At 39.3% G+C, this 14,277-nt stretch carries 13 protein-coding genes; 7 read left to right on the top strand and 6 right to left on the bottom strand.

Annotated features, from left to right (window positions below; genetic code table 11):
- Positions 1-67: 67 nt before the first annotated feature.
- The gene (locus tag FCI53_RS04190) at positions 68-832 is read right to left on the bottom strand and encodes an AraC family transcriptional regulator (RefSeq protein ID WP_138416142.1); all 765 of its coding nucleotides are present in this window, start codon (positions 830-832) and stop codon (positions 68-70) included.
- 179 nt (positions 833-1,011) lie between these two features.
- On the opposite strand from FCI53_RS04190, the gene FCI53_RS04185 reads away from it, so the two are divergent.
- The 4 genes from FCI53_RS04185 to FCI53_RS04170 are packed head-to-tail and all read left to right on the top strand — an operon-like array spanning position 1,012 to position 4,815.
- Entirely contained in the window at positions 1,012-1,731 is a 720-nt protein-coding gene (locus FCI53_RS04185) for a ThuA domain-containing protein (RefSeq protein ID WP_138416140.1), read from the top strand.
- Between the two features lie 23 nt (positions 1,732-1,754).
- On the top strand, positions 1,755-2,783 hold the full coding sequence (locus FCI53_RS04180) for a Gfo/Idh/MocA family protein (RefSeq protein WP_138416138.1): 1,029 nt from the start codon (positions 1,755-1,757) through the stop codon (positions 2,781-2,783).
- Between the two features lie 8 nt (positions 2,784-2,791).
- Positions 2,792-3,850 (top strand): Gfo/Idh/MocA family protein, encoded by a 1,059-nt coding sequence (locus FCI53_RS04175; RefSeq protein ID WP_138416136.1) that lies wholly within the window; start codon positions 2,792-2,794, stop codon positions 3,848-3,850.
- Positions 3,847-4,815, top strand: a complete 969-nt coding sequence (locus tag FCI53_RS04170; RefSeq protein ID WP_138416134.1) for a sugar phosphate isomerase/epimerase family protein — start codon at positions 3,847-3,849, stop codon at positions 4,813-4,815. Before FCI53_RS04175 ends, FCI53_RS04170 begins: the two co-directional genes overlap by 4 nt.
- A 159-nt stretch (positions 4,816-4,974) precedes the next feature.
- Here FCI53_RS04170 and FCI53_RS04165 read toward each other — a convergent pair whose 3' ends face one another.
- From FCI53_RS04165 to FCI53_RS04150, 4 genes are all read right to left on the bottom strand, one after another.
- The gene (locus FCI53_RS04165) at positions 4,975-5,637 is read right to left on the bottom strand and encodes an SIMPL domain-containing protein (RefSeq protein ID WP_171038056.1); all 663 of its coding nucleotides are present in this window, start codon (positions 5,635-5,637) and stop codon (positions 4,975-4,977) included.
- A 189-nt stretch (positions 5,638-5,826) separates the two neighbouring features.
- Entirely contained in the window at positions 5,827-7,848 is a 2,022-nt protein-coding gene (locus FCI53_RS04160) for an iron ABC transporter permease (RefSeq protein ID WP_138416130.1), read from the bottom strand.
- Positions 7,849-7,855: 7 nt separating this feature from the next.
- Positions 7,856-8,887 (bottom strand): ABC transporter substrate-binding protein, encoded by a 1,032-nt coding sequence (locus FCI53_RS04155; RefSeq protein ID WP_138416128.1) that lies wholly within the window; start codon positions 8,885-8,887, stop codon positions 7,856-7,858.
- Positions 8,888-8,905: 18 nt separating this feature from the next.
- Positions 8,906-9,493, bottom strand: coding sequence for a nitroreductase family protein (locus FCI53_RS04150; protein WP_171038055.1), 588 nt, complete (start codon positions 9,491-9,493; stop codon positions 8,906-8,908).
- Positions 9,494-10,048: 555 nt separating this feature from the next.
- Here FCI53_RS04150 and FCI53_RS04145 point away from each other — a divergent pair.
- Together FCI53_RS04145 and FCI53_RS04140 are read left to right on the top strand one after the other, a co-directional pair.
- Positions 10,049-10,228: a small acid-soluble spore protein H gene (locus FCI53_RS04145; protein ID WP_138416124.1), complete on the top strand. Its 180-nt coding sequence runs from the start codon at positions 10,049-10,051 to the stop codon at positions 10,226-10,228.
- A gap of 196 nt (positions 10,229-10,424) precedes the next feature.
- Entirely contained in the window at positions 10,425-11,243 is an 819-nt protein-coding gene (locus FCI53_RS04140) for an MBL fold metallo-hydrolase (protein WP_138416122.1), read from the top strand.
- Positions 11,244-11,982: 739 nt separating this feature from the next.
- Here FCI53_RS04140 and FCI53_RS04135 read toward each other — a convergent pair.
- Complete coding sequence (locus tag FCI53_RS04135) at positions 11,983-13,287, bottom strand: UDP-glucose dehydrogenase family protein (protein ID WP_138416121.1); 1,305 nt, start codon at positions 13,285-13,287, stop codon at positions 11,983-11,985.
- A gap of 176 nt (positions 13,288-13,463) precedes the next feature.
- On the opposite strand from FCI53_RS04135, the gene FCI53_RS04130 reads away from it, so the two are divergent.
- Positions 13,464-14,270, top strand: coding sequence for a UTP--glucose-1-phosphate uridylyltransferase (locus FCI53_RS04130; protein WP_138416119.1), 807 nt, complete (start codon positions 13,464-13,466; stop codon positions 14,268-14,270).
- Positions 14,271-14,277 lie beyond the last annotated feature (7 nt).

Raw genomic sequence — 14,277 nt, 5'->3', positions numbered from 1 at the left:
TGCAAACATATGAAAACTTACATGAAACACTGATCTCTTAGGTAATTGTAACAACAACCTATCACGATTATTCCATCTTCCGATAACTCCCCGGAGAAACTCCATATACTTTCTTAAACACGCGGTGAAAATATGGATAAGTACCAAATCCGCAATTTTCGGCAATGTGTTCTAATGTCATGTTGGTGTATTTCATTTGATCAATTGCTGTCGATAACCGGATTTCTTGGGCATATTCCATAATCGTCTTCCCAATATATTCTTTGAACAAATGAACCGTACGCGAGACACTTAATCCCACATGGTTGGCAACATCTTGAACAACAAACCCAGTCGTGGCGTGTTCCTCAATATACCGCATCATGTTAGTGACGACAAAAGGACGTGTGGTAGAGGAACGGTCTTCAATTATTCTTTCAATATATAAACAAAGACTACGCAGTAGATTTTCCATTAATTCATTGTTTTTATCTGTTACGGGACGTCTTTTTTCCGCAATTAAAAAACGCCATAACGAAAGAATTTTATCATCGGAACCGATGCGCGTTACGGATGGCTTTTTCGTACGATTCCACCACTTATCAATCCAGTCCCCTTGAAAAAATAAGTGAAAATCGCCACTAGCTTGTCCATCTTCAATTGTTAATTGATAGTATTCTCCAGGAGCAACAAGTAGTAGATCTCCTTTTTCAACCATTATTTCTTGATCGTTTACCACCGCATGACAAGATCCTTCTGTTTGCAGACGTAATAAATAGGAACCAAAGCCGTTATGGTGTGTGGAATGATACCCTTTCGTATGATAAGCAAAACCACAATGTCCAATTTCCATTTCGATCACTCATTTCATAGCAAAATCGTGCATGTTTTTATTATATCATGGATAGGCAATATTCAGTCGATGAGATATGATGAATATGCACTTGTTCTTTAGCGTATTCGTTAAGGGATAAAGCAAATCGGATAGTTTTGTAAGCGTTGTATAATAGATGGGGTTATGAGGAGGAATAAATAATGAATGTTGTCGTATGGAATGAAAATCGACATGAACAAACCAATCCAAAAGTAAGAGAAGTCTATCCAGAAGGCATTCATGGAGCGATTGCTGGATTTTTAGAACAAGAATTTGATGTGAAAACAGCTACACTTGATGAGCCTGAACACGGGTTAACCGATGAAGTGTTACAAGAAACCGATGTCCTCGTTTGGTGGGGCCATAAAGCACATGACGAAGTGAAAGATGAGATTGTGGAAAAAGTACATAAACGTGTGTTAGAAGGAATGGGGCTTGTCGTGCTTCACTCAGGTCACTTCTCAAAGATTTTCAAAAAGTTAATGGGCACAACTTGTGATTTGAAGTGGCGAGAAGCGGATGAGAAAGAGCGCCTGTGGGTGGTTGCACCTAGTCATCCAATCACAGATGGTATTGGCGAATATATTGAATTGGAAAAAGAAGAGATGTATGGGGAACATTTTGATATTCCAGCACCGGATGAGTTGATTTTTACTAGTTGGTTTGAAGGTGGAGAAGTATTCCGAAGCGGTTGTACATACCAACGTGGCAATGGAAGAATTTTTTACTTTAGACCTGGTCATGAAACATACCCAACTTATTATCATCCAGACATTCAACGTGTGATCGAAAATGGTGTCAATTGGGTGAAACCTGTCGATCGCAAACGTCCAGTATACGGAAATGCTAAACCAATTGAAACGATTCAACCGAAGTAAAACACGATCATGGAGGGAAGAACATGGAAAACTTAAAAATTGCTGTTATAGGTTGTGGGAGTATTGCAAAAAATCGTCATTTACCAGAATATGAGATGAATAAAGCGACACAGATTGTGGCTGTTTGTGATATCGTCCAAGAACGTGCTAAGGAAAGTGCCAAAACATATAATGCAAAAGCTTACACGGATTATAAGCAACTATTGCAAGCAGAGGGTATTGATGCGGTAAGTGTTTGCCTGCCAAATTATTTGCACGCACCTGTCAGTATTGCAGCACTTGAGGCGGGGTGTCATGTGTTGTGTGAAAAACCGATGGCAACATCAACGGAAGAAGCAGACCAGATGATAGCTGCAGCAGAAGCGAATAATAAAAAATTAATGATTGCGCATAACCAGCGTTTTGTTTCTTCTCACCAAAAGGCGAAAAAATTAATTGAAACTGGTGAACTTGGAAAAATCTATAGTTTCCGTACAACGTTTGGTCACGGTGGTCCAGAAGGATGGAGTGCTGATGGAAAAGAGAGTTGGTTCTTCGATAAAGAAAGAGCTTTTGTAGGTGCCATGGGTGATCTTGGTGTCCATAAATCAGATTTACTCCGCTATTTGTTAGGCGAAGAATTTACTGAGGTTGCTGGTTTAGTAGAAACTAGCGCAAAAGATCATGCCGACGTGGATGATAATGCTGTTTGTGTGTTGAAGTCTGAATCCGGTATCATCGGAACCCTAACTGCTAGTTGGGCGTACAATGCTTTAGAAGATAATTCTACGGTTATTTTTGGTGAGAAAGCAACATTGCGACTTGAGGAGGATCCGACCTATTCTTTAGTCGCTCAATATACGAACGGGGAAGTGGTTCGTTATGAACTAGGTCAAATTCAATCCAACGATGAAGGCGGTCAAACGAATACCCATGTGATTGAATATTTTGTTGATGCAATTGTTCAAGATTTCGAACCTGTCATCAATGGAGAAGAAGGCAAAAAATCATTGCAAGTCATTTTAGCAGCATTACAATCCAGTCAATCAAAACAATTTACAACATTGAAGTAGGTGAAACGATGACAAAATTAAAAATGGGTATTATTGGCGTTGGAGGTATTGCACAACAACGCCATATCCCGGCCTTTTTACAGTTGCAAGAAAAGATAGAATTGATAGCTGTACACGATGTGAATGAATCAAGGGCGCGAGAGGTTGCTGAAGAATATGGCATTGAACATGTGGTAACAGATTATCATGAGATGTTTCGCTATGTCGATGCGGTAACCATCTGCACACCAAATAAGTATCATGCTGAAATTTCAATTGCCGCACTTGATGCAGGTGTACATGTTTTATGCGAAAAACCAATGGCAATGACAACTAAAGAAGCCGAAGCCATGGTCGAAGCAGCAGAGAGAACAGGTAAAGTACTAGCAATTGCTTACCACTATCGCCATATGAAGGAGTCGCAAGCAGCAAAACGTGCCATGGTTACTGGTGAAGTTGGAGCACCATTAGTTACAAGAGTCCAAGCCTTACGTCGTAGAAAGGTACCTGGCTGGGGAGTGTTCACTAATAAAGACTTACAAGGTGGAGGAAGTTTAATTGATTATGGATGTCACTTACTAGATTTATCATTATGGCTACTAGACGGTCCAAAACCAGTAGAAGTGATGGGGAAAACGTATAATCAATTAAGCAAGCAACCAAATCAAATCAATGAATGGGGCACGTTTGATCATGAAACGTTTGAAGTCGATGATCATGTCACGAGTTATATCACCTTTGCTGATGGCTCATCGTTGTTGTTTGAATGCTCATGGGCAGCGAATATTCAAGAAGATGTTTCCCATGTAAGTCTGTCAGGTACAGTTGGTGGTCTAAATGTGTTCCCGTATGAGTTGTATCAAACAAAAGGTAACGCACTGGTAACGACACGAGCAGATCAAATCATAGATGAAGACGACCCAGATATCCCACAAGCTGAGAACTTTATTGATGCTTGTTTAGGAGAAGCGGAGCTAGTTGTCAAACCCGAAGAAGCATTACGAGTTACTAGAATCATAGAGGCTATTTATGAAAGTAGTCAAACAGGGAAGTCTGTCCGATTAAACGAACGAGGAGGGAGACAATGAAACTAGGTGTGTTTACGGTTTTATTTTCAGAAAAACCTTTGGAAGAAATGTTAGACCATGTAAAAGCATCAGGATTACAAGCAGTTGAAATTGGAACTGGTGGCTATCCAGGTAATGCACATTGTGACGTTGACGAGCTATTAGAAAGTGAAGCAAAACGACAAGCCTTCATGGAAAAAGTCGAATCACGTGGACTATCGATTAGTGCGTTTAGTTGTCATGGTAATCCGATTTCACCTGATAAGCAGTTCGCCAAGGAATCACATGATATTTTTATGAAAACGATTAAGCTTGCAAGTCTATTAAATGTACCTGTTGTTAATACGTTTTCAGGGACACCAGGGGATAGTGAGGATGCCAAAAGTCCAAACTGGCCTGTTGCGCCATGGCCCACCGAATATGCGGATGTACTAGAATGGCAATGGGAGAAGAAGTTAGTTCCTTATTGGCAAGAACAAGCAGCATTTGCTGAACAACATGGGGTGAAAATTGGACTTGAGTTACATGCAGGCTTCCTAGTTCATACGCCATATACAATGTTGAAACTAAGACAATTAACAGGGGATGCGCTTGGTGCGAATTTAGACCCAAGTCATTTGTGGTGGCAAGGGATTGATCCAGTTGCAGCCATAAAGATTCTTGGTAAAGAAAATGCGATCCACCATTTCCATGCGAAAGATACTTATATCGATCAAGATAATGTGAATATGTATGGCTTAACCGATATGCAGCCGTACACAGAAATCCGAACAAGAGCATGGAATTTCCGATCCGTTGGCTACGGGCATAGCATGCAAGAGTGGTCGGGTATGGTAAGTGCTCTACGTACTTATGGCTATGATCACGTCATTAGTATTGAACATGAGGATCCAATCATGTCGATTGAAGAAGGATTTCGTAAAGCAGTGAAAAACTTGAAGAGCGTGAATATTGAAGAGAAACCTGCTGAGATGTGGTGGGTGTAGGAGTAAGTGTGTGTTGGTTGGTATGGTGTGATGTATAAGGAAAGTAATGGAATGAGGAACCGTAAATAGAAGGAGCGGTTCCTCATTCCGTTATTCGGTTAATCCGCTAAAATAGTGTGGGAATCTGCAAGTTTGGATAGTTTATTCACAAGCTTTCCACTACCCATAAGTGAATTTCATTTCGACATTTGCTTCAATGTCTAATGTACCAGGTTCAATGGGTGTTGAGACACCGCCTACTTCTGTGCTGGCAAAAGTATGGTATGGAGTAGCTTGGGATTCGGTTGGTAGTTCTTGGATTTTAATAGGAGTAGGATGAAGTTGTTGTCCGACACTATTGGTGATCGTGTTAGCCTTAGTAAACGCGTTTTCTATCGCGAGTTGCAATGCCTTCTGGTAGTGTGCCGTTCTGTCTTTAACAGTTAAAGAAATTGAGATAACACGGTTAGCGCCATTTTTAACGGCAGTGTCGATAACGGTACCAATTTGATTGATGTTCTCGACAGTAACCGAGAGCATATGTGTGACTTGGTACCCAATAAATTGTTGTTCACCGTCAACATAGTTATAACGTGGAACAATAGTATAATCAATGGTTTGGATCTGCTGTTGTGAAACTCCTAGCCCTGTTAAAGACCGAATCACTTGATCAATAAGTCGTGCGTTTTCTTGTTGAGCACTGCTTAAAGCTTGCGTTTGCGTGACAACGCCTAATTGAAGTACTGCTAGATTTGGTTCCACAGACACTTTTCCTGTACCAAACACGGTCATTCTGTTACCACTTACGGTTGCATCTGTTTGACGAACAGGGGGATAGTACATGATCGAAACTCCTTTCATTATACATTTCTCATGTAAAAGAGAATTGGTTAAACTATAGTATGCAATTTTTTACTTATGTTTTACAATTTAGGCGAGATCCTATCAAAAGAAACTAACAATAAACTAAAACTTTTTACTCCAGTTACATGCGAGATAAAAAAACCTCCACACTTTGTGTAGAGGTTTAATTTACGACCGTTTCATCAACCAAAGAAAATAAGGAGCACCAATAATCGCAACAAGGATGCCTGATGGAATCTCTTTTGGTGCGAGCATCGTTCGACTAAATAGGTCGGCGACAACTAGTAAGATACCACCAACCAACATCGATGTTGGTAATAGTTTTTTATTTTCTGGTCCAACGATTAAACGGGAGACGTGGGGTGCAATTAATCCAATGAATCCAATTGCACCAACCGCTGCCACGGCAAATGCTGCAAGTAAGGTTGCAATTAGTGCGAATTGGAAACGTGCTGATGTCACTTTTACCCCAAGCCCTGTTGCCACTTCTCCACCTAGAGACAATGTGTCAAGAGTTCTCATCTTCATTGCTAGAATGGGAAGCAATAGAAGCAGAGGCCAAAGTAAAAACTGTGTCAATTCTTCCCAACCTTTTGCATACGTAGTCCCCGATAACCAAGTAAGGGCACTAGCAACACCAAGATCAGCTTTGACGACTAAAATTTGTGTGATGGCTGATCCAAAAGCAGACATACCAATCCCTAATAACGCTAGAATAGTAGGTCGGAACTGTGCTTTAATCGCAAGCACCATCACAATCATGAAAAACACTAGCGCACCAACCATCGCTCCTAATGGAATCCAAACAGCAGATACTTGAAACATATACATCGTCAACAGTGCCCCGACACTTGCACCAGAGGTAATCCCGATCACGGAAGGGTCTGCTAATGGATTGCGAAGTACCCCTTGGAAAATGAGACCACTAACAGCAAGTAAAGCGCCACTTAATAATGCAACCAATGCTCGTGGCATGCGAGAGTCAAAAATGAATCCACTCATTAATGAATCAGCGTTTCCTGTAATCGCTTGGATTGTCAATAATGGCTCAAATCCATAGTTTCCTGTTGAAATACTAATAAATAGAGTTACGAGAATGATTGTTATACTAATTGGAGCAACCGTTTTTAATGAAAAACTTTTAAATTTAGTTCCTGCCATCACACTTGTATTGTCATTTCCGTAACTCATTTGATTCATTCGTAACACAAGCCAAACAAGCCATGGAGCTCCAATTAATGCCGTGATTGAACCAACAGGAAGTTCTTTGAAAGATGGGTCAATAATTCGCGATAGAACATCCGCAAACAATAAAACATTTCCGCCCCAAATAAACGAACCAATCATGAGTGGAAAATGTTTTCGATACCCAATCAACTTAATAATATGTGGTGCGACAAGACCAACGAAACCAATCGGTCCAACAACACTAACCGTTACAGAAGTAAGCAAGACAGCTAGTACAATCGTTATGACTTTTATAGTCCCAACATTTTGTCCTAGTGAGGTGGCCACTTCATCCCCAAGGCGAAGGGAATCTAATTTTGTTGATAGAAGCAGTAGGATAAGCAGTCCAACGAATATAATCGGAAACGCAAATTTCACCCCACTCCAATCATTTTGGACTAATGTACCACCACCCCATAGGAAAAGTCCAGCCGTTTCATTTTCAAAGAAAATTTGTAATAAAGACGTTAAAGATGAAAATAAAAACGTGACGATCATACCAGCCAATACCATTTTCACTGGTGTTGCTTTACTGCCACCTGATAAAGTATAAACAATCACAAAAGTAATAATTCCACCAATAAAGGCAACAACGACACCACTGCCAAATAGGTTGACGGGGGAAAAGATTGTACTGATGACAACAGCAAAATACGTACCAGAATGAATGCCTAACGTACTAGCAGACGATAATGGATTTTTGGTAACCGTTTGTAAAATAACCCCAGCGACAGCAAGTGCCCCACCACTTAAGAACCCTATCACCGCTCGTGGAAGTCGTAAAACTCTTACGGTATGATGGTTTAATGTGTCTTGTGGTGAAAAAATGGCCTCCCAAACTAGACTAGGGGCAATGTCAACATTTCCTTGATTTAAATGGATCAGTAATAGAACAATAAAGAGGGCGATTCCTCCCCCAAAGGTAAGAATCGCCAATAATGAGTTTTTTAATAAACCTTGCATACAACACCTACTCGTTTAACATGGCATCCGTTATTTGTTTAGCTAATACTTCGGCAGAAATTGGCCCTCCAAATGTCCATGTATTTCCAGCTAATTTATGCGTTCTTTCTTCCTGAACAAATTCTAGGTTTTCCCAAACAGGATTCCCAGCTAATTGATCGTCAAAAATATTGTCATCATCTTGTACAATATAGAAGAAGTGTGCATCTTGGAAGTTTTGTAGTGTTTCCACTGTTGTGGAACTATAACCATATGCTTCTAATTGTTCAGATTCATAAGCATTTTCCAAACCTAAGTTGTTCATGACTGTAGCAGCAATTGAATTGTCCGTAAATAACCGTAATGTTGGTGTGTTTTGTGATGTGAATGCTTGTGTTAACACATAAGCATTATTTTCTATTTCGGCATCAGCAATGCGGTCGCTTTGTTCATCAAATACTTGATTCATATGATCTAAAACTTCTTCAGCTTGATCTTCTTTATCGACAATTTCCCCAATCATGTTGAATGAATCAACCATATCTTTAAATTGATCTTGGGCAGCTTCTTCACCATATGGGGAGAACAGGACAGTGTCAGCAACATTTTCTAAATCGGATAAAATTGCTTCATGTCGATAATCAACCCCGATGATTAAATCTGGATCTAATCGAGAAATGGCTTCTAAGTTGGGCTCTTGGCGCGTTCCGACATCTTCTACAGAATCATCAAAAGGAATATCAACATTTACCCATGATTCATAACCTTCCATATCTGCTACACCAACTGGTTGAACATCTAACGCTAATAAATCTTCTGCATAGGTCCATTCTAATACAACAATACGTTCAGGTGTACCCTCAATTGTTTTTTCCCCTGTTGCGTCGTTAATAGTAATGGATCGAGTTTCCTCAGTTGAATCGTTTTCTTCTTCTGACGCTTGTTCCTCATTCGTTGTTTCGTTCGTGCTAGTGTCCTCATCTTCATTGTTGTCATCATTGTTACATGCAGCTAGAACAGTTAATAGCAAGACAAGTAGCAATGGTAATAATTTTTTCATTAGATCTACTCCTTTATGTTAGTTTTTTACCCATTGTATTTTTTCAGATAACGGCGTACGTGGTTTTGCATTTGGTACATTACTAGGATAGCCAATATGTAGAACACTGACAAGTTTATGTTTTGTTGGATCTAAATGCAAATCACGAATAAATTGCTCATCTCTTAAAATTGCTTTGGCTGTCCAAAGTGTACCAATCCCTTTCGACCAGGCAGCTAGTTGAAAGTTTTGAATAAATGCACACACAGCAGCAAAGTTTTCATCGTCTAGATAACCGCCATCATCTTCTTTTTCCATATAAATTAAGGCATGATAGGGGGCAGTGGTGAAAAATGAGTCATATTTTCGGCGCATTTTCTCTAATTGAGAAGTTGTCTTTGGTGTAATTAATTGATGACGAAGGTAGGCATCCACGACTTTTTCACTTAGTGTAAGTCGAGCATTGTCTTCGTATATGTTTAGATTCCACGGTTCTTTTCGATGATGATTTGGTGCCCATGCAGCGTGATCAAACAACTCTGTTAAAACTTGTCGATCGATTGGATCTGATTTAAATTGTAGGATCGAACGTCTTGTATGGATTGCTTCTAACACATCGATTGTCAACACCCCTATCTGTTAATTGATAATGATTATCAATCTTCTGTTGTGTACTATCTTAACCTTAATTGATAATTATTGTCAATTAGAATTTTGAATTATTAGAAAGATGCTTTATATATGAATGCATTTTTGTCCATATTAACTATAAAAACTTGGCGTAGTTTTAAGTGAATTATTTTATTTCCTAATTTGGATTAAGTCGCTGGTAACTGTCGAGAGAGTCTCTGTCACGACAGTTCCAGTCCCAAAAAGAGCTCGGAAGTGTCGAGAGAGTCTCTGTCACGGCAGTACCAGCCAAAAAGTGATCCCGAAACTGTCGAGAAAACCTTTGTCACAGTAATTTCAACAAAATGAAGGGAGTAAATCAACCACCTTAGAATTCGTGTGGTGTTTTTGCGTAGCACTACATGAATACTATTCTTGTAAGGAAGGCAGTTACGTCGGAATTTCTATCAACTACGACGTTTAAAAGGTATATAACTCGTAAAAAGAGGACCCTGCCTAATGTATAATAGTGGATTTATAGCAAATAATAGGAAGGAAAAGGAGGCTGTTACGATGGACGCTAAGCGAGCACAGGAAATTACATCTTCTCCAGAAATGACAAATGTTACTTTTAATGGAAGCCAAGTGTACATTGAACACGTTGATCAAAGTAATGGACAAGCGACGGTTCATCCATTGGAAGACCCAGAACAAAAGCAAAGCGTTTCTGTTGAAGATCTAAAAGAACTTTAATTAAAAAGCACCGCATTAGCGGTGTTTTTTTGTTGGCTTAATTTGTAGATTTATATTAGAGAAACTCTTACCTATCGATTAGCAAACAATCAATAAAATCAGTTATCTTAAATTAAGACAACGTTTTCAATTGTGATGTAATTAGATTTTCAGTAAACTAGAGAAGTAGTCAGTCAATAAAGGGAGAGGTATAACAATGATTGAATCAATAGATACAACCAAAGTAGAAGCGGATCAGGTTGGTATTTGGTTTCTTGGTCAGGCGTCTTTTGTACTTAAGTTAGAAAATAAAGTAATCTATTTAGATCCTTATTTTTCAAATTGGGCAGAGGAGATGTCGAAGGATGGACCTGTTACATTTATCCGACGGTATCCATCTCTAATCCAACCAGAAGAAGTTACCAATGCAGACCTTGTTTTGGTATCACATGACCATCTCGATCATTTAGATAAATGGACATTCCCGTCGATCATGAAGCATTCACCGCAAGCAACTGCAATCATGCCGCATCATTCCAAACAAATTGCCCAACAATGGGGAGTTAACGATCGAATCGTTGCAATCGATGGAAATGAAACTGTCAGCTATGGTGATATTCAAGTTCAAAGTGTGAAAGCAGCACATGCAGAGTTGGAACTGGTTGATGGTGGTGACCGGTTTTTAGGCTTTCTTATTCATTATAAGGACATGACCTTTTATTTCGCTGGAGACACCGTTCTTTATGATGGGTTAGTAGAAACATTGCAACAGCATGATATTGACATTGCCATGTTACCGATTAATGGTGGAGATTATTTTAGAACGAATTTGGGCATTGTTCCAAATATGAATTTTCAAGAAGCAGCAGAGCTAACTGTGGCAATAGAAGCAAACATGTTAATCCCTTATCACTATGACTTATTTACGTGCAATCAAGAAAATCCCAGTTATTTAGTGGATTATTTATACCAACATTATCCAAAACAGGCCTATCATGTGATGGCATTAGGGGAACGATTCATCTGGACAAAATAATTCATGAATTAGAATATCGATGACAGTAAAATATCCCTACTTTTGTTGTTTTGGTAGGTATATAATTATTATTAGGAAGAAGGGACAATACTTGTTCTCAACTCGATTAGAAGATTGTTCTTAATAAAGGAGGATGATGAGTAGTTAGCTTAAGTGAAGACAAACTCGGACATTTATCCCTCCTTAACAGGCAGTATGCCCACCCACTTCAAGATTTAAGGATAACTGGAAAAGATAAGTGGGGATAAACTGCCTGTAGAGATCCGATTCATTCAGGGGAACCATCAATGGGGAGGAGAAAACACCTGCTGATGGAAGTTTCACTTTATCCCGTTATTATGGGTGAAATGTTTTGAATTGGAGGTTCTGCGGACATCTGTTCCGTTAATTTATGAAAAATGCTTCCTTTTTGGGATGGAGCGGACATCCATACCGCTATTTCTATCATTTTGCGTAGATCTTAACCTATTTCGGCTATTTAACGGAACAGATGTCCGATCAATGCGCTATAGCCGCCTTTATTACCATATTAAAGGAACAAATGTCCACATCATCCCAGAACGGACATTAGATCCGCTAGTTTCCAAAAAAAGGAGCCAATCCCCTGCAATATTTATCAAATACCGTACTAAATGTCCGCCGAGAATGGAAACACGCCAAGGGTATGAACAGTCGTATACTCTAATTTGTAACAATGGAACAGCTAATAAGACCGACTAAATGAAGTCGGTCTTATTTCTTACCCATCATGGTGCCTGCCCCCACGCCCAATACCGACATAATCGAGACCAGCTTGGTTGATTTCAAAAGGATCTAGACAGTTACGTGCATCAAAAATGACGTTGCCGTTTATTACTTGTTTAATGGATTGCCAGTCGAAGTGTTTAAATTCATCCCAATCGGTTGCAACTATGATAGCATCCGTTCCATTAATTGCTTGTTCTGTTGAAGCAACTTGAGTAACGCGAGGGATGGAATGAGGTAGGCTTGCCTTTGGATCGAAGGTTTTGATGGTGTAGCCTAATTTAGCTAATTGATCGATTAGAGATAATGCTTTGGAATAGCGAATGTCATCTGTATTTGGTTTAAAGGCAATCCCTAATACACTTATTGTTGTAGAAGAGGGCTCAGGCAATAACATATTTATTTTTTCTATAAAGAAATCAACTTGGGTTTGATTGACGGTTTGGGTCGCTTCTAACATAGGTGTTTGTACATGTTTGGTGTTTGCAACATGGTAAAGTGACGCAACATCCTTTGGAAAGCAGGACCCACCATAGCCAATGCCAGCTTGTAAAAAATGCCCCCCAATTCTCGGATCTAGCCCCATTCCTTTTGCCACTTGGTTAATATCGACATCATAGGCGTCACAGATTCTTGCCAGCTCATTTATATAAGAGATTTTTGTAGCTAAGAAAGCATTGGAAGCATATTTAATCATTTCCGCACCTGTTAAGTTCGTTACCACGAATGTATCTTCATATCCCTTATAAACTTTTTTTAACAGGTCGAGTGGAGTTGTATCCCCTTGCTCCAGGCCGATCACCGTTCGATCAGGGTGAAACATATCATCCACTGCTGATCCTTCTCGCAAAAATTCAGGATTTGAAACGATAGTAAATAAGTGTTGCGCTCCCCCTTGTTCGATTAAAGATTTGGCTAGTTGCTCGTTCGTGCCAGGTGGAACAGTACTTTTGACGATAATCGTTTTGTAAGTGGTGATGCATGCTGCTAATTCATCTATCACGGAATGAACGTAGGATAAATTGGTGCTCCCATCTTCGTTTGATGGAGTCCCAACCGTAATAAAGATAACCGAACTCTGTGAAATAGCTTTTTTAAAATTGGTAGTAAATGATAAACGTTTACGATTTTCCTTGAAAAGCTCTTCTAAACCTGGTTCATAAATGGGAATTTCTCCCTCATTTAAACGATTAATTTTTTTAATATCTTTATCAACACAGAAGACGTTATGGCCGATCGATGATAGAAATGCCGTTGTCGTTAATCCAACATATCCCGCCCCAATAATAGAGATATTCATAGAAGACACTCCTTTTATAATAAACTATCTTCTATTAATTTATTAATCCACTAATTCGAAAGTTCGTACCATCGACACCTATTTTACAAATGATGTATCCAACTATTTTTGGCAAATGCCGTTACGAAAGGGAATCTATTCAATATGTTAGTAATAAAGAAAGTGAGGTGACGTAGATGATAAAGAAGGCGGTTATTCCAGCAGCTGGATATGGAACTCGAAGTCTTCCAGTAACGAAGTCCGTCCCTAAAGAAATGTTTCCAGTAGGCAATAAACCAGCAATTCAACTGATTGTCGAAGAAGCAGTGGCTGCAGGAATTGAGGAAATATTAATTGTCCTATCAAGGCAAAAGAATATGATCGTAGACTATTTCGATCGTTCCCTAGAATTAGAAACCTTTTTAGACCACGCCAATAAACGAGATTTGTTACCAAAAGTGGAACCACCAAATGTTACGATTCAATATATCCGCCAACCCTATGCCAAAGGACTTGGTGACGCTGTTTTATTAGCAAAACAGTTTGCCGGAAATGAACCGTTCGCCATCTTACTTCCAGATGACATTATCTTGAATCAAACACAACCTGGTATTGCCCAGTTGATCAATAACTTTGAACAAAAGAAAGGTAGCGTTGTCGGACTTCTTGAGGTCGAACAACAGTATTTGCATAAATACGGCGTCATCGATGGAGAAAAAATAGATGAACAGGTTTATAGGATTAAAGATATGGTAGAAAAACCGAAACACAACCCACCTTCCAATAAAGCGGTGATCGGTCGTTATGTCTTTGATCCGTCTATCTTTTCCTACTTGGGAAAAGTAAAACCAGGTGCAGGAAATGAAATTCAATTAACAGATGCAGTCAAAGCAATGTTGCATGATTATCCATGCTATGGAACGTTAATCGATGGAAAACGGTATGATATTGGTTCCCATGCCGAATATTTACAATTGAATAATGAGCTATTTGATGAAAAATGACTTTTAA

It is taken from the genome of Aquibacillus sediminis, assembly GCF_005870085.1.
Lineage (GTDB): Bacteria > Bacillota > Bacilli > Bacillales > Amphibacillaceae > Aquibacillus_E > Aquibacillus_E sediminis.
This window is presented reverse-complemented; position numbering and strand designations above follow the sequence as displayed.